Origin of the sequence: Mycoplana dimorpha, assembly GCF_003046475.1 — a bacterium.
In the GTDB taxonomy this organism is placed as follows: domain Bacteria; phylum Pseudomonadota; class Alphaproteobacteria; order Rhizobiales; family Rhizobiaceae; genus Mycoplana; species Mycoplana dimorpha.
Window position 1 is genome coordinate 1 of sequence record NZ_PZZZ01000012.1, and the last position, 18,610, is coordinate 18,610.

An 18,610-nucleotide genomic window follows, 5' to 3' on the forward strand; every position below is an offset into this window, starting at 1 on the left:
CGGCCACTGGGAATGCGACCTGATCCAGTTCCGCAAAAAGTTTGGCAAGGCCAATGTGACATCACTGGTCGAGCGGGTCAGTCGCTTTGCCGTGTTCCTGCGCAACAACGATCGGCAATCGCGGCCGATCATGGAGGGGCTGATCCAGGTGCTGCAGTCCCTGCCCCATCGCGCCCGCCGCTCCATCACCTTCGACCGCGGCACCGAGTTTGCCGACTGGCCCTATCTGCAGGCCGGCATTGGCACGCAGACCTGGTTCTGTGACCCACAATCGCCGTGGCAGAAAGGCACCGTCGAAAACACCAACGGCAGGGCCAGGAAATGGCTTTCGAGAGAGGTCGATCCGCTGTCGATCACCGACCGCGACCTGAAGGACATCTGTGATCGGCTCAATGCGACGCCGCGCAAATGCCTCGGCTACAAAACTCCTGCCGAAGTCTTCCGGCAGAAGCTGCTGGCGCAGATGCGCCGCGCTGGATAGCTTGGTTCCGCTCGCAAGTCGCGGTTCGGCATGAACGCACACGCGGCTTTTACAATCTCTGTCTGACGTCCAATTTATTCGGGCGCTTATGTATCATCAAAAGCTGAGAGCGCGTTGGAACGCGCGGTCGCCGTCAGTCGATAGAAGTCGCGTCAGACGAGCAGTCCCGAGTGTGGGTGCGCGAATTCTGGCTCGCAAGTTGCGACTCGGCTATCATCGGGCTCCATAACAGGAGGAAAGGTTGCCGGAGAAGGTTGGGTTATCCTCGTAACCTGACGGCCGAAATTGCGATTCACACGCGCACGTCGTTTACAGAAGTAAGGGGGGGAATACGACGGACAAGAGCAAACGACGTTCGCCCGGACGAGGCGAATAAGCCCTGTGTTTGCAGAGAAGCGTTGTTTGACAGCATGAGCCTTCCTCTCTGGAGCCCACAACCCGTCTAGCCATCTGACTCGGGTTTTTTGAGCGCCTCGCCCAGGTGGATTTTCTTGCGAAACGACCAGTCATTTCGCGCATACTTATCGATGAGATTATCACAGACATCCTGAGCAGCGCGGCGATCAAATCCCTGTTTCCCGAGTTCGTCGACGACAAGATCGAGGAAATGCTGCTCGAGCTCCGGCATCTTTCCTTTCTTCATGCTGCGGACTATGAAAATATGCATAAGCATGCGGGCAATGTCGTCGCGAGACGGCCTTCGTTCCCGTTTCTGTTTGTCCCGGTACAATTGTTGACGCTCGCGCTGTTCTGCGAGTCGCTTTCCCACGCTCTTGACCAAAGTCCCCTCCCCTCTCCGCCCGTCCATCCCCGTATTGCAAACGACGTTCACAGCAGAATCGATTTTTCGAACTCTACAATGGCAGTCTCAGCTATTGAACCTCGGTTCACGAGTTATGAAATCGTCGGCCACAAGACTCGGTGGCGACCTCGGTTTGGCAGGAATTGGTCGATGCAGGTCGTGACAGGACGACGGAAACGTCGTTTGGCACGGAATCGAATCCCGGCGGGAAAGCAGCGGCATCATCCCGCCTTTGAATCGCAAACCTAGACAGATGAATCGAGAGACCGCAAATTGTTCCAAGTTGGAATAACGCGTGCGCAACCTGGTACGAGTTGCGCAGACGTCGCGGCGAACTGTCGAAACTCTATGGCAAATCGAATTCCCTTGCTCGTGATTTGAGCCGCGTTGCGTTGCTGCGTGGTCCACGTACACCTACGAAGGCACGTATGGGCAGAGCGAGCGAATGTAGCAAGCGCTATCGTTTTGGATGTCCGTCAGTAATCTGATAGCCACGAGTGGTGGCACATGTTATGGCGCTGGGGGATCTGGTGCTCCGCGATCTCTCGTATGCCCTCTGGACTTAGAGTAAGTGACCCCAATTTGAGGTCACTCGCACCAAAATTTGGTTTTGATCAGTCCAGTTCGGCCGCGATTCGCTTCAGTCGTTCCAAATCCTTCAGACGGTCTTCGATCCGAACCTCCAGAACCTCCTTTTCCGATCTGGCCTCGACAGTTAAGTTCTCGAGGTCGACGCCGTATGCGATCAAATTTACGTTCAACGCCTTCAACCTTAGCTAGGTCGTCAAGCACGGGAAGCATCTGATCAACTTCGATCTTCCACTTGTAAAAATGGCAGAGGTAGGCTTCTCGCAGCTGCTCAGGAATGAGGGTATTGTGTTCGTCGTGGTGGTCAAGTTCCTCCGTTTCTCCTTCATCATCTGGGGTCGTGCGCCGAACTATTCTTGAAGCGAGTACAGATACCCGCGGTGGTCCCGCGCATCTGACCGTAGGGCCTGCAGCGACGGAAAGCGTGGAACCGGTTGAGAGAAACGATGAGCATCCTGAAGATCCTTCTCGGCTTGCCCTTCTCCATCCGGACGCCGGATTGTAGAACTCAGGTTCGAATGGCTGGCCATCGCCATAAAGCCGCACATTGACGCCGCGCTCCCGCCACGGCCAACCTTGTCGATCGCCGTGCGCATATTGTCGTAAATGCCGCGCCCCGGAACACAAGGAGATTGACCGAAAGTCAGAGACACCGGCAGCGGCTACGGTGCCTTCTTGGAAGGTCTCAGCGGTACTAGAACATGAGAGCTGGAGCGGGCGATCGGATGCAAAGGGGTGGATGCATGCGATTTTGCGTATCTCCAGAAAGCTTTTCGGCTTCGTTCAGGTCGTCTGGAGGACACCTGAGCGGTCCTCAACTGTCCCCTACCCTGCCGGTCAGCCGCAAAGTATCGATCGCTTAGCAACCGATGCAACGAGTTTGCCTGGTCGGGAGACTGTAATGTCTTCGCTCGGGTTTAAAAGTCCTGCTGTATGAAGTGCTGCTGTCACCGACCGCGATCCGGCGGTCATTGGATGCTGTTTGCACAAGCAGGTTTGTAACGTGCCTGACCTCTGAGCGGCCCAAAGCCTCAATCTCGTCGGCCACATTGTCGATGTCGATGGGGCTGGATTTACGCGGGAGCGCTCTCAGAAGAGTAGCCTGCTCCTGTGTAAGAAGTCGACATCGTGCTGCGCGGTAGCATTCGGAGCCATTGGCAATGAGAGTAGTTAAGCTCACTTGGTCGGACACAGAAGGCGTTTCGGTGTTGTTGCCCGCAGCTGGCTTATGGCCGGACGAGGTTCAGGACATAAGCGCTGCTCTTGTGAACGTTGGATATACGGCTATCACACCAGAACACTTTATCAGTATCGTCCAGCCGAATCCGACTGGACCACGAAAACTCGCGGTCGCCCTCGAGGGGATAGGGTATCGAGCCGTTTGGGGTCATCCACTCGATTAACTCTCAGACGAACGGGCCACCCTCCAATAGCGTTGCCCCTCTCCAGCAGTCCTCCGATTATTCATCATAATTGGATCGGAGACACACCATGCGAGCGGAGCTTCAGACCTCATTGCAGGCCTCGAGAAGGAGCAGCGCGACGCCCTGAACCGCGCCGCGGCTCGTGTTCTAGGGGGATTGAAGGCCTCTCTTGAGGAGCATCTGGACGACCCGACGGCTTTCACCAAGAATGCCTTCACTCTCCTACCAGCTCGCGGAAAGCACGCAGATGCTGCCATAGCCATCAAGCCGATCCAGCAGGACTGCCTGCAATATGCATTCCACGGCGGCTCAAGATCGGACGATCTCATCCCGACCAAGTCCACGTCACTCGATCGTCATGGCAACATCCCGTGGCTACACCCAGAGGATCACCGCCCAGGGAGGATTCTGGCGCACATCAGAGAGCGGTGTTCGCGCCTTGTTCGTTGATGATGGCCGGGGCGGAATCGAGACTGTAGCGATGAGACACATGCAGAAGCCGAACGGCTCAAGGAGAACTACCTCGCTCTGAGACAGCGGCGTGCGTACGAGAAAGACGCAGGCTCGCTGGTGAATCTCGAGGAAGTTCAGCAGAAATTCTCGGAGCGGTTTTTTGATACATCAAAGCATTGCAATCGTCCGACATCAAAACATTGCAATGCTCCGGCCTGGCAGTCCTTAGACCCTGAGACCGCCTTGCGTTCGCTTTTGCAATCGGCGGTTTCTCAGAAAAAATCCGTCGATGCGATCGTCAAGGACTCCCCAAAGGCGGAAGCGCGTCTTCGTTGTCGCAGATATTGGAAACGGACCCAGAGACGCTGGCAGCATACTCTTTGACCGAGAAAGCGCGGCGTGGGATCCGTTTGAGAGCCATGAAGAGGCGGAAGTCATTGCCGATCGTGCTGTTGCGAGCGCTGAAGGATAAGCCACTAGCTTACGCGGTTTCCGACGAGTTTGAGGTCAAGGTCAGCAAGGATCTCGGTCGCCGTCAATCGGTACTGTAGTCCATCGAGATGGTCCTGCATCACCTTCCTGTTGTCGGCATACTAAATGCCTCGGTTGCAGGGATGTCTCGACCGATGGGCATGCAAGCGGCCGAACCTGACTTCGTCGTCGTTCAGAGCCACAAGTTGAAGACCGGATGGATCGTACGAAGCCGTTGGAGTGTGAGCGCTTTCAAGGAATGCCTGAAGCCTGGACGTGATGTTTAAGGGCGAGCCAGCGAACGCGCTGCGATATGGAGCTATCGGAAATTCGATGGCTGTGCCGTGCATGTCGAATACCGGGCGTGGATTAAAGCAGCTTTGGATCAGGCGACTGAGGCGGATCTTCGGATTGCTGCGTAGGTCTCCCGAAAAAATATTCTCGCATCTCATCGCGCGTCATCTGCGGGAGCCGCACTCCACCTTTTTCCTTCGCTTCTTCAGCGATGCGGCGAAGGCGGTCGATGCGGGTTTCGCGGAAGTCGTCTGCCATTGCTATCGCGCGCAGTTACTCTTCAGATGACCCAGCCTGGCTTATCTCTCGTCATCGCGCGTCGCTCCTTGCCTCATTTCCGCGGCGAGTTTAGCAGCAATCCGATCAACAAGCTCGGAATCTTTTGCCGCGATCGCGTCGTCGAACTCTTCGAAACGCGTTGGATCCCGCTTCTTCATTTCGTCGATGCCCAGTCGGCCGAACTCATCGACCGCGTCTCTGATCTTCTTGTCCATGGAAACTCCATGTAAGACATGCATACATTGCTTACATGTAATTAAGCAGCGTCTTTGTTCTTCTTCGGCCGTCCGCCGCGTCGGCCGTTCAACCGCGCCGCTGCGATCTTTGATATCGACTTGGCTTTGCCGCCAGCCGCGCCCATTTGGGCCGCCATCCATCTTCTAGAGCCAAACACACCCTCGATAAGCGCGGGGACATAGAGATCCGCATCAAGCTCGGGCCAGTGCAGTCCCAAACCCCTGGCTTCGATCACGACGTTCTCTAATTGCTCGTCGGTAGCGCCCTGAAGACCTTCTAGCTTTCGAACGGGAAGCCCAATGAATGTGCCGTCTGGCATATCCACGATGAGCGACTTTCGTCCTGCGTCGTACCGAGCGCCAGCCGCAATTGGACCTTCCAAAGTCTTCTCGCCAGCCGCGGTCGCAGCTTCAAATTCTGCTTCAGAAATCTCCGTGAAGTCGCTTCCACTCGCGGCAGATGTGCTCTCTCTCATCGTGCAGGCTCCTTCCGATGTCGTTGAGTTCCTTCCTGCTGAACCCAATGTTTTCACGCACCGTCGGCGTCCCGTCGGGGCAATTCATATTGAACACCGCAACGTTCCCATTGCCAACATGAACATGAGCTGGTCGATGATCGTTTGTGTAGATGCGCACACTCAGCGAACCCAGCCTCAAAATCGTCGGCATTCATGACCCTCTTATATCAAAACCCAAGCGCTTCGGAAAGCCCTCAAAGCCGCCCCCTGCCCTGATCGCCGCCGGCGATATGATGTGATTTGGCCGACAGCAACAAGCCCATTGAAAATTTTTGCGTTTCAGATCCAGCGCGCCGCCTGAGCGTGTCACCAAATTTGGCTAACCAATTGATTACCCCTAGAAATTTAGGGGTGGGCCTTTAAAACCTAGATGGAGAGAGAAAATGGATTTGCATGACGAAATTCTTGCCTGGGCAAGCGCACACGCCGACGACGATTTCGAAGACGATTGGGATGATGAGGTGATCGAGGCGGTAAGGCCGAACTCATAGAGTGCTTTGGAGAGTTCCAATGAAGATGCACAACAATGAACTCATTGAATTTGCACGCGAACTGGCAGGTAAGGTGTACTGCGCCCACTCATCACCAGTTCGTTCTCACTATCTCGCGGTAAGTCGGTCAAATGTTCGCGTTTGGCTGGAGACGGAATTTCACACGCCGTGGTGCCAGGCACTGTACTGCTTCCGCTCGATGTGAACGCCGATCGGAAATGGCTCGCCAATTTTCTGATCACTGGCTTCGTAAGGATTGTGGGATCAAAGCAGGAATTCGATTTGGACGAAATCGCCGGCGACCTGTGCGCTTTGCCAGAAGCAGAATTTGAGGTCGCTTATGAATAGAAAACAGGAATTTAGACGGCTGAAAAAGAACCTCGCGCTATCTCTCGAGGAGACGGCTGCGCTGACGGGGAAGTCCTTTGCGACCGTGGCCGCATACGCGTCCGAGATGAATGTGCGGATCCCTCCCCTCGCTGTTATTGATCAGCTGAATGCCGAAAGGTTGCGGAGATCTATCGAGACAGTGCGCGCTGCGGGATACGATGTGCGGCCCGCATCTGAACTGAGTATGCATGCATGACACGTGTTGCGCGCCAGACGCGTCTACCTAGCACCCCCTCTCAGGGGTACTGTTGATGTCCGCTATTCACCGTGCGGTTTCGCTGATGCGCGTAGATTACGTGCGCCAGTACGACACTGGGACGATACTCGCGGTCACCTAACACGAGGGTTGCGGCCTTTGCTACCTAATTCCGCACTTTCTTGCCCTGATCCAGTTCAGCCAGGCCCTCAGCATCATCAATCAACTCATCGAGCTCGTCGAGCAAGGACTGCTGAAGGATAGTCAGTCGAGCAACCTCGGATTGGGGAATTCCCTGCTGCTCCATGGACACTGCGGTCAAGCGCAGCAGGATTTCACGAGCCTTCGCTGAACCGAGGTAGCCACGATCTCTGAGATAGTCGCCGCTACCTACGATGAAGTCGTCATCTTCGATCATATGAATTCTCGGTTAGTCCATTACCATGGTGTACGAGACCAAAACGGCGTCGCTCTGGTTGACATGATGACGGCGCTCGAAGCGTCAGCTCACCTGCCTCCATTTTTAACATTCAACGGTAGCGGTCAATGTGTTGACGGCGGAAGGTGACGTCGGCGTTTTGCGGCCTTGGTCTTGATTTGCTGTCACCGCTCGGTGTCCCCCAACTGTCCACGCGGCCCTCCCTCCCCTGCTACATCCGTGAAAACAAACGGTTATCGGCCGTTCGAGCGACAGAATGAGGAATTACGTCTCCTATCGGTCCCGAATAGGAGGCTTCGGCGTTCGCGAACTGAAGCTCCTAGCGAAGGCGGTGGCCAAAGAAGTTGGACTCAAGATCGGGAGAGTATGAAGATATCTAAAAAGAGATTGGATTTGAGCAGCTTGGCAGCCGCAGTCGATGAGGTGGTCGCAATGCCAGCGACGACGCCATCTCCGCGATCCAGACGGGCAAAAGACGAGAACGCCGCCGAGCCTATATATAAGAGAGCACCGTCTCGTGTCGGAAAGAAGAGTCTGCAGCTCTTTCTGAACCCCATGAATCACAAAGTTCTAAGGGTATTAGCGGCCGAGCAGGACATGCCGCTCGACCATATGACGAAGCTGGCCCTCAATATGTATCTGGCGGCTTCGAGCAAGCTATGGATCTGGAGATCGACTGATCGTGGCAACAGACGTGCCGTTCATGACGGACACGCATCACATGTATGCCCACTTGATATCAGCGGGGATCAAAACGACTTGATATCAAGTCCTGAAAAAAGGACGAATTTAAAAAGATATGTACGGAATAATGCCTGAACATTGAAAAATTCAAAATTTAAGTCATTGTGATCACGTACTTTTTAATTCACGAGAAAATATGAATTATTTGACAGTTAATGTCCTTGTGATCCGATTTAATACCACAGGTAATCTAGCAAACTATTATCCGCGCTAAGGTTGTCGGTTAAAATTTAACTTGACGTTGCCAGCGACTCGCCTCACGTTCCGCGCTCAATTTGATTCGAGACGCGAGGGCGAGATGGCTATATTATTCGGAGAAGATCGGCGCATAGTTGGCGACATCGCTAAAGAGCTTGAGCGTCACCGCGGATGCGTAGCCGCTTTAGAAGCGGTTCTCGAGCGGGGAGGCCCGCGCGAGGAGGATCTCGAGGGCGCTCCTCTGCTGTCTGGTTTTTCGTTAGCGACGCGGGCGGCGACCTGTCTGCAAGGCCAAGGCTACGGGCACCCGAACTTGGGAACCCAGTGGACGACCACGTCGCCTTTGATCGCGCTCAGTCTCGATCTGAACGTCGCGAAAACCTGGAGCCGATGGTTCCGTCTGCAGCATCCCGCTGACGATCTTAAAGTGCAATTTGAGAAGGCGATGTCTCGGTGATCCTGTTCGGGAAGGACCGTTCGGACGACGATCTCACACTTCGGGAACTAAGAGCCGCAGCTGACAAATACCGACGCCTCGCTGATGACTTGGAGAGCCTGGCTCTACGTCGCGGGCTGACAAAAGAGCAGTTGGAATGGTCGCCGCACCTAGATCGTTTTGTCCTCGGAACGAGAGAAGTTGAGTGCTTAGTCGGCGAGGTCTCGGGCACCCTGAGCTCTCAGGAATGGGTTGGCTGTCCGCACTAGTTCGCTCGTAGATTATGGCGGCCCGAACGGATGGGCACTTACGCTGAATCGATTTTACAGGCTTGGGTATCGAGCGTCTGAAGTCGATCTCACGCATGAATTCCGAACCTGGTGGACACGAAGTCATCACCGAAAGTCATAGGGGCGGGGGCCTGACAGTGACTGGAGAAGACAAAAATGGATGTATTGTTTTTCAAGAAGGACGGCGTACCGCGCGAACTTGTGCCGGACGCCATGATGTTAGAAGTGCTGCACCGAGGCGCAGCGGCGGAGCTTGAGCAGCTGAGAAAGAAGGGGCCGCCAAAGCAAAAATATCTCGACGTTGCCCCGCTGCTCGACGACTACTACATTGAATTTGTTGAGAAAGCAGTGTTGGTTGGCGTTCGTGACGGCGAGGAATTTATGACGCAAGATCTCGTCGCTTTCTCGCACGACCTCCAGATCGCCCTTACGTTAGACAATTGGTACAGGTTGGGTCGCCAACGCTCCGAAATGGACCGCTTCGCTGCTTACAGAGCCAGGAGAGGCTGGTGAGATGGAGCAGCGAAATGATGTTTCCGATCTCCATGAGATAGTCGTCAGAGTCACACCAAAAGTTCGGAAGTTCCTAGACGATTGGGCTTCAATTCACGAGTGCTCTCTCAATGATGCGCTCACCGAATGTATGATGGAATTCATGCACGAGGGGGGCGGCTACTTGTGCCTTAGTGCCGAGTACGCCATCAAGATGATAGAGAGCGGATCGCTGGCTAAAGCGGTTGAAGCACATAAAGCGGTTTTGGACAATAACGCGACATAGTCTCGTATTGAGGCGGCGCGCATTTTCAAAAGAAAAGTCTCCTCAACAGATTACGGCCTAAATACTAGGCCGAATCTTTTCGTGTACTGCAGATGTAACATGCGGATAACAAACAAACGCTTTCGGATGCTGAAACGTATCGCTTGATTCTGATCTTTGTTCTCAGGGCTTATTGCTTCCGGCCGCCCTGATTGATCATCAGCCGGCTGAACGCGAAGTATTAGCCGCAGGGCAGGGTGTCAGGACGTCGAAGAAGTCTCAGCTTCGTCGGGACCGTCAGGCTTGCGCTGGCATGGGGCCGCCGCAGCGCGTGATAGGTTTTTTTCGTCTGAATGTCCCTCAAATCGATGACCCGACCCCTTGGCGATCTCTGGTCACCCCGCAATGCTAAGAGAAAAGGGGCAAACAGGCGCGAGCTTTCACGCGATTCTCGACATGAGCGTAACGTAAGCTCCAAAGCGCCCTCCCCTGCCCCTTCAGCGAATGCGAGGGCAGACGCCACTGGAATCCCGTTATCGGCAACTCTCAATTTGATTGCCGCGCGGGACGTGGAGGCTGGACATGAACTCAGCCTTGGAGCTATCACGTATCATTCCTGGCTTACTGGTTGTTTTCGCAGCGGACCTAGCAAAAGCTCCGCGTTTTGCACGTCTTTCCGGGGCAATCATGGCGTCGAGGTACTCGAAGGCGGCTCGATTTTGCTCCTGCCGGTCCAGCAGCTGCCTGCCGAAGTGCATGCAGACCAACAAGCCATCATGAGGTACTAAAGAAACGCCAAAAAGGGGGATCACTCGATTTCACCTCGAGCTGTCTCGATCGTTCGGGTTGGTTGCAGGCCAAAGGTTATGCCCTCCATGGATCCTTGGCATTGCCAACACACCCTGTCGGCGCTTTGTATCGCCCCCGGTTGTGTTGTCGATGAACTCCATTTGACAATAATATCGGATAGATAGCGTTAAAGTCACCAACAGATGACTGCGCCAATTTGACTCGAGCCAAGACAAGGACCCAAGCTGATCTAGTGCAGGAACGCGAGATTGCAGTTCTAACGGCCTGTCTGAGTGCATGCATCGCGTCCCTTAGAGGAGGGGAATCTTTATGACGAAAACGATTTCAATTTTGGGCGGGAAAGGAGGCGTTGGAAAGTCTATGATTTCCCAGCTTATTGCGTCCCAGCTGGCTCGGCTTGATCATGCGGTTGCGCTTCTTGATCTAGATCCCCAAGGTACTTCGCAGGACGCCTGGTTTGCGATGCGCGGCAATGAGCATCGATACGTCAGCGTCTGCCAGCTCATATCTGTCAGATGTGGCTTCTATCTCGAACTTGATCCTGCTGCCGGCGCGGCCGTCAAGAGCTGACATTCTGGGGTTGGCCGCATCGGTCGAGGCGATCACCACGTCTCTCGATCGATGGTCGATCAACCGTTCAGCCTTGAGCTTCATCAAGCAGGAGAGTGCATGCACTACGGCATCGCATCATGAGATTATGCAGGCGGCGGGCTTTCGCGTGTCACGTATCCCCGCCGACGTTTGCGTGCTAGCAAAATTAAGTACATGCTGACCGCGTCACGTGGGTCTTCGAAAAGATGGACAAGGGTCCTGCCTGCTGTTCCTATGCGACCCCATCGACGAACCACCGCCCAGCCGCCCAGCAAAGTGGCTTCGATGGATATCGCGTAGAAACGCGCGAGATTCTTCGGGCTATCGCGTCGCTCAATGATGGTTGTGAAATCGAGGTTCATCATACCCAAAGAATCTCAATAACAGGCGGCGTCGTCCAACGCATTTACTGAATCGTTCGCGGGCAATTGATTCATCGTTGTGATGGGTCCCATGCGGATGAACAGGGTAGGAGACTTGTCCGTCTTGCGTGTCCGATGAATAGAAGTGCCTCACGCACCTCGTCTCGTGCCAAGACGATACCTATTGACGGTGCGCTTATCGGCAATCGGGGGACCAGTGCTCTTGGGAGAGCCAGATGCAGAGTTGTCCGCGGACAACTTTTAACCCTTTGAGAGGTCGCCTAGTGGCGAGTTGTCCGCGGACAACTCCAGTCTGATAACGTTGGTTAAGCGTTTGTAAATTGTTTACGAATCGGACCATATTCTAGCTGCGCAGTTTGACCCACAGTTTGAAAAATTGCGCAGTTGAGGAATTGATATGTTGCAAACACTGAACCTAGCCGCAGACCAAGAACATCTACCGTCCATGTTGGCGGCGGATGCGCAGGAGTTGCAGCGTCAACTCCAACTACATCAAGCTAGGGTTTTTCCTCCAACATCCCAAAAATCAATCCGTCAGTTTTCGCCGACGGAAGCGGCTTCGTTCATAGGCATCGGGGAAGGGTATCTTCGCCAGATCGCAGCTGAGATCAATATTCCTGAGCCGCTGCCGAATGGTCGGCGCATGTACACGCCCGCGGAGATGGACCACATTCGGCAAGTCTTGGATGAGAAAAACGGCGCTACCAAGTACGTGCCGAGCCGCCGTCCGGGCGACAAACTTCAAGTAATTGCGACTATGAATTTCAAAGGGGGCTCGGCCAAAACAACGACGTCTGCCCACCTGGCGCAATACCTTGCGCTCCGGGGCTATCGAACATTGGCTATCGATCTCGATCCCCAGGCATCGCTATCAGCAATGTTTGGCCATCAACCCGAGCTGGATGTCGGCGAGGGTGAGACACTGTACGGTGCGATCCGCTATGACTCCCCGCTGGCCATCTCGGAGATTGTTCGCGCCACTTATACCCCTAACCTCCACTTAGTGCCCGGCAATCTCGAACTAATGGAGTTTGAGCACGAGACGCCTCGCTATATGTCAACTGGCTCCGCGGAAACGATGTTTTTTGCACGCATCGGCGAAGCCCTTGGCCACATCGAGAGCCTCTATGATGTCGTCATTATCGATTGCCCACCACAACTTGGCTTTCTGACCATGTCCGCACTGTGTGCGGCGACGTCAGTGTTGATTACCATTCACCCGCAGATGCTCGACGTCATGTCGATGTCGCAGTTCTTGTCAATGACCAGCGAACTGATGTCCGTAGTTGAAAGAGCAGGGGGACGTACGAGTTACGATTGGATGCGATACCTCGTGACTCGATATGAGCCGAATGACGGTCCACAGTCACAAATGGCAGGGTTTATGCGCGCGATCTTCGGCAATCGCATGCTCCAGAGCCCGATGCTTAAGTCTACAGCGATCTCAGATGCGGGGGTCACTAAGCAGACTTTGTATGAAGTCGATCGATCACAGTTTACGCGGGGAACGTATGACCGCGCGATGGAGTCATTGAATGCAGTGAACGCGGAAGTGGAAGGCCTTATAAGATCGGTTTGGGGAAGGAAATAACCAATGGCGCGAAAGAATCTAATCGGGGTATCCGACGACTTGTCCGCGCCAACTCCTGTCCAGGCACCAATTGCAAACTCTAGACCGATCTCAGGCTTTGTGCCCCCGCTTCGAAATGCCGGTCCTGTGGGTGGCATCACTAAGACGCTCGGTAGCATAACTTCGAAAATGGAGCGGGCCCAAGACCTCGAGAAACAGCTAGCCGAAGGGACTAGCGTCGTTGAGCTCGACCCAGCAACGATCGATGGCTCGTTCGTACGCGACCGCTTGGCGATCAATGCCGTTGAGCTCAGCCAATTGACTGAGCAGATCAAACAGCACGGTCAGCAAGTTCCTATTCTGGTTCGCCCCCACCCAGAAATGAAGGGGCGCTATCAAGTCGCCTATGGCCACCGCCGATTGGCCGCCGTGCGCGATCTGGGCATCAAGGTGAAGGCGGTTGTCCGCGAGCTGACTGACGATCAGCTTGTCGTTAGCCAGGGACAGGAAAATAACGCCCGGACCAATCTCTCCTACATCGAACGAGCACTGTTCGCGTCACAGTTGGAGCAGCGTCTTTTCAAACGCGATATCATTATGTCTGCTCTCGGTGTGGACAAAGCTGCTCTGTCGAAAATGCTAAGTGTCGTCAGTCAAGTGCCTCTCACACTAATCGAGTACATCGGGCCTGCGCCTGATATTGGCCGACGTCGTTGGATGGAACTGGCCGAAAAGTTGAATGGGGGAAACGTTGAGCACTTGCTTGCAATTCTCTCAACAGAAGCGATGCTAAGCAGTTCCTACGAGGATCGGTTCCAAGCTGTTTTAGATGAACTTTCGAAGAGAACCGACGTGGCGCGAAAGGTCGCACCTAAAGCAGCAGACCCAATAGCTTGGGTACCACGCGACGGGGCGGTTAGTGTTACATTTAAGAAATCCACAAAGAAGGGCGTGATAGCCGTGGAGGCGTCAGATGGTCCCCGCTTTGCAGCGTTCATACATAGCCAAATTGAAAGCCTTTACGAGGCATTCAAAAAATCAACTGCCGTGACAACAGGAGAATAGCCGCAAAAGAAAAAGGCCCCAATCGGTTGCCCGAAGTGGAAGCCTCTCTCGCATTCTGTAGCAAGGTCGAGAATCGCATTTCCACGAATCACAGTCAAGAGTCAGTGGCACCGTTTTTTGGTGAGCGGAATTCTTTTGCCTTTTGAAAGGTGAAGGAAATGCAGAGTGGACATGTAACGACGCCCTTCGGGCGGCGGCCGATGACGCTCGCCCTGGTAAAGGGGCAGTTCGAATCGGCGAACATCAAGTCGGGGAAAGCGGCCGACAAGTGGAAGATCTATCGCGACGCCTGCGACGCGCGTTCGCTGCTCGGGCTGCGCGACCGGGCGCTGGCGGTGCTGAATGCCTTGCTGTCGTTCCATCCAGAGACGGAGTTGAGCGACGACAGCAACCTTGTCGTTTTCCCGTCGAACGCTCAGCTGTCTGCGCGTGCGAACGGCATTGCTGGTACGACGCTGCGCGAAAACCTCGCGCTCCTGGTCACCGCCGGCCTAATCCATCGCAACGACAGCCCGAACGGCAAGCGCTATGCGCGCAAGGGCAGGGACGGGACCATTGAAGCAGCGTATGGCTTCAGCCTGGCGCCGCTGCTGGCTCGCTCCGAGGAGCTCGCTCTGTTGGCGCAGCAGGTTGCCGAAGATCGTCGACGGCTCAAGATCGTCAAGGAACGCATCTCGATCTGCCGCAGGGATATCCGCAAGCTGATCTCCGCTGCGATGGAGGAGGGGGCTTCGGGGGACTGGGGCATGGTCGAGGGCCACTTCGTGGCGGCCGTCGGGCGGCTCGCGAAAGCGAAAACCGAGCCGGAACTCACGGATTGCCTTGAAGAGCTGACGCTGCTGCATGCCGAAGTGGTCAACCTTCTGGAACTTCAGCTGATTTCGCAAAAAAGCGACACCAATGGTGCCGAATGCCGTCACCACATACAGAGTTCAAATACCGAATCCACCAATGAACTTGAACCTAGCTCTCGACAGGAGCAGGGGGGACTGGCGGTGCAAACCAGCGCGCCTTTGCGTGAGGCGATCAAGGCGTTTCCTTTGGGAATGGTGCTACGGGCCTGCCCGGAAATTTCGATGTACGGCCCTGGCGGGGCCATTTCGAGCTGGCGGGAGTTGATGACCGCGGCCGTCGTGGTTCGCTCGATGCTGGGGGTCAGCCCGTCCGCCTACCAGGAGGCCTGCGAGGCTATGGGCCCGGAAAATGCCGCCGTTGCGGTCGCCTGCATCCTTGAAAGGGCAGGGCACATCAATTCAGCCGGCGGGTATCTGCGGGACCTGACACGAAAGGCGGCGCGCGGCGAGTTTTCGCTGGGGCCGATGCTAATGGCCTTGCTGCGGTTGAATGGAAAGCCGGTGCAGAGTACGGGCTGATCGGCCGCAGGGTGCTTGGTTGGCGCTCGGGGCAGGCGAGGAGGGATGACAGTAATGACGGCGCAGTTTGACATGTTTGCGGATGATGCGCCGATGGTGATCAGGCGATCACGTTCGGATGGACGCGCGACGCCGGTCATGACCGAGGACGACATGGTGCGGCATCTGCAGGAAACCGGCCGTTATCGAATTCTGACGAAGCTCCAGCCTCGACCGGTTGTCCGGTTGCCAGATTCGGCCTTTCCGTTGCGCGGCGTCATCATCGATACCGAGACGACCGGTCTCAGTTCGCGCAAGGACGAGATCATCGAAATCGGCGCCGTCGCCTTCAGCTTCGACGCGGCCGGAACGATCGGTGCGGTGACCGACGTCTATGGCGGGCTGCGGCAACCGAGCAGGCCCATCCCCGCTGACATCACCCGGCTTACCGGGATTACCGAGGCGATGGTTGCCGGACAGGTGATCGACTTTGATCGGCTGGAAGCGCTGGTGACGCCGGCCGACCTGATCATCGCCCACAATGCCGGGTTCGATCGACCGTTCTGCGAGGCGCTGTCACCAATTTTTGCCGATAAGGCCTGGGCCTGCTCGGTTTCCGAGGTGGATTGGCAGGCGCGGGGCTTCGAGGGAACCAAGCTTGGCTATTTAGTCGGCCAGGCCGGCTATTTTCATGACGGGCATCGGGCGGTCGACGATTGTTTTGCGCTGCTGGAAGTTCTCGATTGCAACGACCAAGGACAAACCGGATCGGCGTTCGGCGAACTGTACGAACGAAGCCAGCGTTCGCGTGTCCGGATTTTTGCGGAACATTCCCCCTTCGATCTCAAGGATCACCTGAAGGGGAGGGGGTATCGCTGGTCAGACGGCAGCGACGGCCGTCCAAAAGCCTGGTGGATAGAGGTGGCCGAAGCGGATCTCGAGCCGGAGCTTTGCTGGCTTCGTACTACGATGCGCACCCGCCGATGAGACAGCTGACGGCTTTCGATCGTTTCAAGGGGTGGTCAGAGCGGTGAAAAGTGCGGAGCCACAGTTGAGCGTGAAGTGGAGCTAGCGATGGCCGTCGTTTCCATAGGAATATTCCTTCCGTGTTCAGAATTTGTTTAGCCTCTACCGGCAGACTATGCGGGCGCGTTCAGGTGTTGCGTACGCGCCAGCAAGCCAGCCCCTATACAAGCAAACGGGCAGCCTTGCCGCGCTTGCGCTCGGGGTTGTTGTAGTAGGACGCGGCCTGGGCGACCGACCTGTGCTGCGACTGCTGCATCGCCTCTGGCAGCGGCACGCCGCGATTGGCGGCTTCGGTCAGGTAACCGGAGCGCAGTCCATGGGAGGAGAATTTTTGCGGATCAAGCCCGGCTTTCACGCACCGCGCCTTCAAAATGAGATTGATCGATTGCGGCGTCAGCGCACGACGATCGACATTGCCCCATTGGTCGATCCGCCGGAACACTGGACCATTGTCGATCTTCGCCATGTGCAGCCACGAATTTAGCGCCTCCACCGGTCGGCCGATCATCAGCGACCGCGCGTCGTCGTCCGGACCAGTCGTCTTGGTGCGACCGAGGCGGATTGACAGGCAGGGCAGGGAAGGGGAGGCCGGATCGTCGGGTATGGCGCGCACCGGTTCCTCCTCGACCAGGTCGTCGACCCGCAGGTCGGCAATCTCGGAGCGGCGGCGGCCGCCGGAGGCAAAGGCGGTCAGGAGAATGGCGCGATCGCGGATATCGACGAGTTTGTTGGCGGTACAGGTCGACAGCAGCTGGGCGAGAATGTCGGCGGTCACCGCGCTCTTGCTCTTGCGCTGGCGCGGGCGATTGGTGGCCCGCACCGCCAGCCGCAGTGCGCTCTTCAGCGACGGAGCGGAGAAGGCGCCGGAAAGCCCGCGCCAGCGCGTCAGGATCGACCAGGAGGTCAGCCGGCGTCGCACCGTTGCCGGCGCATGCGGACCCTCCGATCGCAACAGTCCCTGGCTTCGCAACCCGATTTCCACTTCCGTCGGCATTCCGTGCGACGGGTCGTTTTCGCGCCGGGCCGGATCCCACAGGTGGTGGGCGACAAACTTGAGAAGCAGCGCCTCGGGGGCGGGCCAGGGGAGGGGAGCGTTGGTGGCAAGGACGCACCAGGCCTCGAGATAGGCGAGGTCGGAGGCGAGCGCCTTGAGCGTATTCGCGCCCATGCCTTCCTTGGCCAGATACTTTAGCGTGGCAACGTCGTCGTCGGTGAGCAGCGCCGCCAGCTGGTCACGCCGGTCGAACGGCAGGATCGCATCGAGCGCGTCCAGTTCTTCGGCGCGTTTGAGGGCGGATGCTGAGGAGACCTCGTTCATTTCGGCAGGCCGTCGGTGTTGTAGAGATCGTCGTGTTCGGACGTCATATCTTTGTTCGAGCCCGCCTTACCGTCAGCGGGCGAGTCCAGACTTCGTCGATTGAACAGAAACCACCGGCCTGGGTCCGTTTGCCGCTACCGGCAGCCTCCGCGATGTCCGCTGCGACTTCATTTGCGGGAAGCCCATCTCCCTGAGAGAAAACGGTAAGCCGCGCCACGGGGCGCTCGCCCCGGCACACAAAGACGTCATCTCCCCGGAAAGCCAGATCGACCAGATCCTCCAACCGTTCAGCCGCTTCTCCTACATCAACGAAGATCTTCATTGGCTGCTACCAGACCCGTTCATGCAGCACCGCGTCGAAGGCGACGTCGACGGAAACAAATGTACAGTGTTCCAGCCGCGTCTGGGCAGCAAGAAGGCGGTCCCATGGGTCGCGGTGATCCCAGTCGAAGCTTGCCGCCAGTTCGGCATGCAGATCGGTGATGGCAAGCGTCTGCAGGCCGCTGTCGGCAACGGCGGCCCGCAACTCCTGTGGCCTGAGATCGAGCTTTTTCAGCCGCATCTTGTTGTCGAGCTCGTAGAAGGAGACAGCGCTGACAAGAATCGTATTGGCCTTGTCCTCGATCATCGATCGTGCCGTCAAAGAAAGCCGATCGCTGCCGATCGTCCACCAGTACACTGCGTGGCTGTCGAGCAGCACCTTCATGTTAGCTGGCCGCCGTTTTCGGGCTTGCCTTGGGAGATGCCGACATCGTCATTCCAGTCGCCGGCATCGATTGCGGCCTGTTCGGCGTCGACATCGTCGAAAAGGTCGTGCGGCAGGCCACGCAGGCGCAGCAGGCCGAACGGGCGCTTGCCGCCATCGGCCGGGCCGATGCGCGCATAGACCTGGTTGCCGCGCGTGATTATGATCTCCTCGCCCTGGCTGGCGCGTTCGAGCACCTCGGCGAAATGCTTGCGGGCTTCGCTGATCTTGTAGCTGGTCTGGGGCATCGACGCCTCCGTTCA

The 18,610-nt window shown here is 56.3% G+C and carries 19 protein-coding genes and 2 pseudogenes; 8 read left to right on the forward strand and 13 right to left on the reverse strand.

The window, feature by feature from the left end:
* Positions 1-481: IS30 family transposase (locus C7449_RS20595; RefSeq protein WP_108004790.1), on the forward strand; the 481-nt coding region annotated here is incomplete at its 5' end.
* A gap of 442 nt (positions 482-923) precedes the next feature.
* Here C7449_RS20595 and C7449_RS20600 read toward each other — a convergent pair.
* The 8 genes and pseudogenes from C7449_RS20600 to C7449_RS20645 all read right to left on the reverse strand — a co-directional run bounded on the left by C7449_RS20600 (position 924) and on the right by C7449_RS20645 (position 7,041).
* Positions 924-1,262 carry a hypothetical protein gene (locus C7449_RS20600; protein ID WP_146165117.1) on the reverse strand — a complete coding sequence of 113 codons (339 nt, stop codon included), beginning with the start codon at positions 1,260-1,262 and terminating at the stop codon, positions 924-926.
* Between the two features lie 1,010 nt (positions 1,263-2,272).
* A pseudogene (locus C7449_RS22240) lies at positions 2,273-2,494 on the reverse strand (IS21 family transposase); the annotation flags it as partial.
* A gap of 236 nt (positions 2,495-2,730) precedes the next feature.
* Positions 2,731-3,063 (reverse strand): DUF29 family protein, encoded by a 333-nt coding sequence (locus C7449_RS22490; protein ID WP_108004792.1) that lies wholly within the window; start codon positions 3,061-3,063, stop codon positions 2,731-2,733.
* A 1,525-nt stretch (positions 3,064-4,588) separates the two neighbouring features.
* Positions 4,589-4,771, reverse strand: coding sequence for a hypothetical protein (locus tag C7449_RS21645; protein WP_146165118.1), 183 nt, complete (start codon positions 4,769-4,771; stop codon positions 4,589-4,591).
* A 41-nt stretch (positions 4,772-4,812) separates the two neighbouring features.
* Positions 4,813-5,007, reverse strand: a complete 195-nt coding sequence (locus C7449_RS20620; RefSeq protein WP_108004795.1) for a hypothetical protein — start codon at positions 5,005-5,007, stop codon at positions 4,813-4,815.
* 41 nt (positions 5,008-5,048) lie between these two features.
* Complete coding sequence (locus C7449_RS20625) at positions 5,049-5,504, reverse strand: DUF2442 domain-containing protein (protein WP_108004796.1); 456 nt, start codon at positions 5,502-5,504, stop codon at positions 5,049-5,051.
* Positions 5,452-5,697 carry a DUF4160 domain-containing protein gene (locus tag C7449_RS20630; protein ID WP_108004797.1) on the reverse strand — a complete coding sequence of 82 codons (246 nt, stop codon included), beginning with the start codon at positions 5,695-5,697 and terminating at the stop codon, positions 5,452-5,454. The genes C7449_RS20625 and C7449_RS20630 overlap by 53 nt, the downstream gene beginning before the upstream one ends.
* Before the next feature lie 1,092 nt (positions 5,698-6,789).
* Positions 6,790-7,041 (reverse strand): hypothetical protein, encoded by a 252-nt coding sequence (locus tag C7449_RS20645; protein WP_108004800.1) that lies wholly within the window; start codon positions 7,039-7,041, stop codon positions 6,790-6,792.
* A 1,063-nt stretch (positions 7,042-8,104) separates the two neighbouring features.
* Between C7449_RS20645 and C7449_RS20650 the strand changes: the two genes are divergently transcribed.
* The 3 genes from C7449_RS20650 to C7449_RS20665 all read left to right on the forward strand — a co-directional run bounded on the left by C7449_RS20650 (position 8,105) and on the right by C7449_RS20665 (position 10,867).
* Positions 8,105-8,461: a DUF6634 family protein gene (locus tag C7449_RS20650; RefSeq protein WP_108004801.1), complete on the forward strand. Its 357-nt coding sequence runs from the start codon at positions 8,105-8,107 to the stop codon at positions 8,459-8,461.
* A 425-nt stretch (positions 8,462-8,886) separates the two neighbouring features.
* The gene (locus C7449_RS20655) at positions 8,887-9,243 is read left to right on the forward strand and encodes a hypothetical protein (protein WP_108004802.1); all 357 of its coding nucleotides are present in this window, start codon (positions 8,887-8,889) and stop codon (positions 9,241-9,243) included.
* Between the two features lie 1,363 nt (positions 9,244-10,606).
* Positions 10,607-10,867, forward strand: a complete 261-nt coding sequence (locus C7449_RS20665; protein WP_108004804.1) for a ParA family protein — start codon at positions 10,607-10,609, stop codon at positions 10,865-10,867.
* 125 nt (positions 10,868-10,992) lie between these two features.
* Here C7449_RS20665 and C7449_RS20670 read toward each other — a convergent pair whose 3' ends face one another.
* On the reverse strand, positions 10,993-11,253 hold the full coding sequence (locus C7449_RS20670; protein WP_108004805.1) for a WGR domain-containing protein: 261 nt from the start codon (positions 11,251-11,253) through the stop codon (positions 10,993-10,995).
* 415 nt (positions 11,254-11,668) lie between these two features.
* On the opposite strand from C7449_RS20670, the gene repA reads away from it, so the two are divergent.
* From repA to C7449_RS20690, 4 genes and pseudogenes are all read left to right on the forward strand, one after another.
* Positions 11,669-12,862: a plasmid partitioning protein RepA gene (gene repA, locus C7449_RS20675; protein ID WP_108004806.1), complete on the forward strand. Its 1,194-nt coding sequence runs from the start codon at positions 11,669-11,671 to the stop codon at positions 12,860-12,862.
* Between the two features lie 3 nt (positions 12,863-12,865).
* Complete coding sequence (repB, locus tag C7449_RS20680; RefSeq protein WP_108004807.1) at positions 12,866-13,906, forward strand: plasmid partitioning protein RepB; 1,041 nt, start codon at positions 12,866-12,868, stop codon at positions 13,904-13,906.
* Between the two features lie 158 nt (positions 13,907-14,064).
* Positions 14,065-15,279, forward strand: coding sequence for a plasmid replication protein RepC (repC, locus tag C7449_RS20685; RefSeq protein ID WP_108004808.1), 1,215 nt, complete (start codon positions 14,065-14,067; stop codon positions 15,277-15,279).
* A 93-nt stretch (positions 15,280-15,372) separates the two neighbouring features.
* Positions 15,373-16,292 (forward strand): annotated as a pseudogene (locus C7449_RS20690) (3'-5' exonuclease).
* Positions 16,293-16,444: 152 nt separating this feature from the next.
* Here C7449_RS20690 and C7449_RS20695 read toward each other — a convergent pair.
* The 4 genes from C7449_RS20695 to C7449_RS20710 are packed head-to-tail and all read right to left on the reverse strand — an operon-like array spanning position 16,445 to position 18,595.
* Positions 16,445-17,602, reverse strand: a complete 1,158-nt coding sequence (locus C7449_RS20695) for a site-specific integrase (RefSeq protein ID WP_108004809.1) — start codon at positions 17,600-17,602, stop codon at positions 16,445-16,447.
* A gap of 43 nt (positions 17,603-17,645) precedes the next feature.
* Positions 17,646-17,924, reverse strand: a complete 279-nt coding sequence (locus C7449_RS20700) for a hypothetical protein (protein ID WP_245414467.1) — start codon at positions 17,922-17,924, stop codon at positions 17,646-17,648.
* A 6-nt stretch (positions 17,925-17,930) separates the two neighbouring features.
* Positions 17,931-18,308: a type II toxin-antitoxin system VapC family toxin gene (locus C7449_RS20705; RefSeq protein WP_108004810.1), complete on the reverse strand. Its 378-nt coding sequence runs from the start codon at positions 18,306-18,308 to the stop codon at positions 17,931-17,933.
* Positions 18,305-18,595, reverse strand: a complete 291-nt coding sequence (locus tag C7449_RS20710) for a type II toxin-antitoxin system Phd/YefM family antitoxin (protein WP_108004811.1) — start codon at positions 18,593-18,595, stop codon at positions 18,305-18,307. The genes C7449_RS20705 and C7449_RS20710 overlap by 4 nt, the downstream gene beginning before the upstream one ends.
* Between the last annotated feature and the right edge of the window lie 15 nt (positions 18,596-18,610).

Coding starts and splice junctions, on each gene's coding strand:
- C7449_RS20665 (WP_108004804.1), top strand. CDS start 10,607: ATGACGAAAACGATTTCAATTTTGGGCGGGAAAGGAGGCGTTGGAAAG.
- C7449_RS20645 (WP_108004800.1), bottom strand. CDS start 7,041: ATGATCGAAGATGACGACTTCATCGTAGGTAGCGGCGACTATCTCAGA.
- C7449_RS20710 (WP_108004811.1), bottom strand. CDS start 18,595: ATGCCCCAGACCAGCTACAAGATCAGCGAAGCCCGCAAGCATTTCGCC.
- C7449_RS20630 (WP_108004797.1), bottom strand. CDS start 5,697: ATGCCGACGATTTTGAGGCTGGGTTCGCTGAGTGTGCGCATCTACACA.
- C7449_RS20700 (WP_245414467.1), bottom strand. CDS start 17,924: ATGAAGATCTTCGTTGATGTAGGAGAAGCGGCTGAACGGTTGGAGGAT.
- C7449_RS20670 (WP_108004805.1), bottom strand. CDS start 11,253: ATGATGAACCTCGATTTCACAACCATCATTGAGCGACGCGATAGCCCG.
- C7449_RS20650 (WP_108004801.1), top strand. CDS start 8,105: ATGGCTATATTATTCGGAGAAGATCGGCGCATAGTTGGCGACATCGCT.
- C7449_RS21645 (WP_146165118.1), bottom strand. CDS start 4,771: ATGGCAGACGACTTCCGCGAAACCCGCATCGACCGCCTTCGCCGCATC.
- C7449_RS20695 (WP_108004809.1), bottom strand. CDS start 17,602: ATGAACGAGGTCTCCTCAGCATCCGCCCTCAAACGCGCCGAAGAACTG.
- repC (WP_108004808.1), top strand. CDS start 14,065: ATGCAGAGTGGACATGTAACGACGCCCTTCGGGCGGCGGCCGATGACG.
- C7449_RS20705 (WP_108004810.1), bottom strand. CDS start 18,308: ATGAAGGTGCTGCTCGACAGCCACGCAGTGTACTGGTGGACGATCGGC.
- C7449_RS20655 (WP_108004802.1), top strand. CDS start 8,887: ATGGATGTATTGTTTTTCAAGAAGGACGGCGTACCGCGCGAACTTGTG.
- repB (WP_108004807.1), top strand. CDS start 12,866: ATGGCGCGAAAGAATCTAATCGGGGTATCCGACGACTTGTCCGCGCCA.
- C7449_RS20620 (WP_108004795.1), bottom strand. CDS start 5,007: ATGGACAAGAAGATCAGAGACGCGGTCGATGAGTTCGGCCGACTGGGC.
- C7449_RS20625 (WP_108004796.1), bottom strand. CDS start 5,504: ATGAGAGAGAGCACATCTGCCGCGAGTGGAAGCGACTTCACGGAGATT.
- repA (WP_108004806.1), top strand. CDS start 11,669: ATGTTGCAAACACTGAACCTAGCCGCAGACCAAGAACATCTACCGTCC.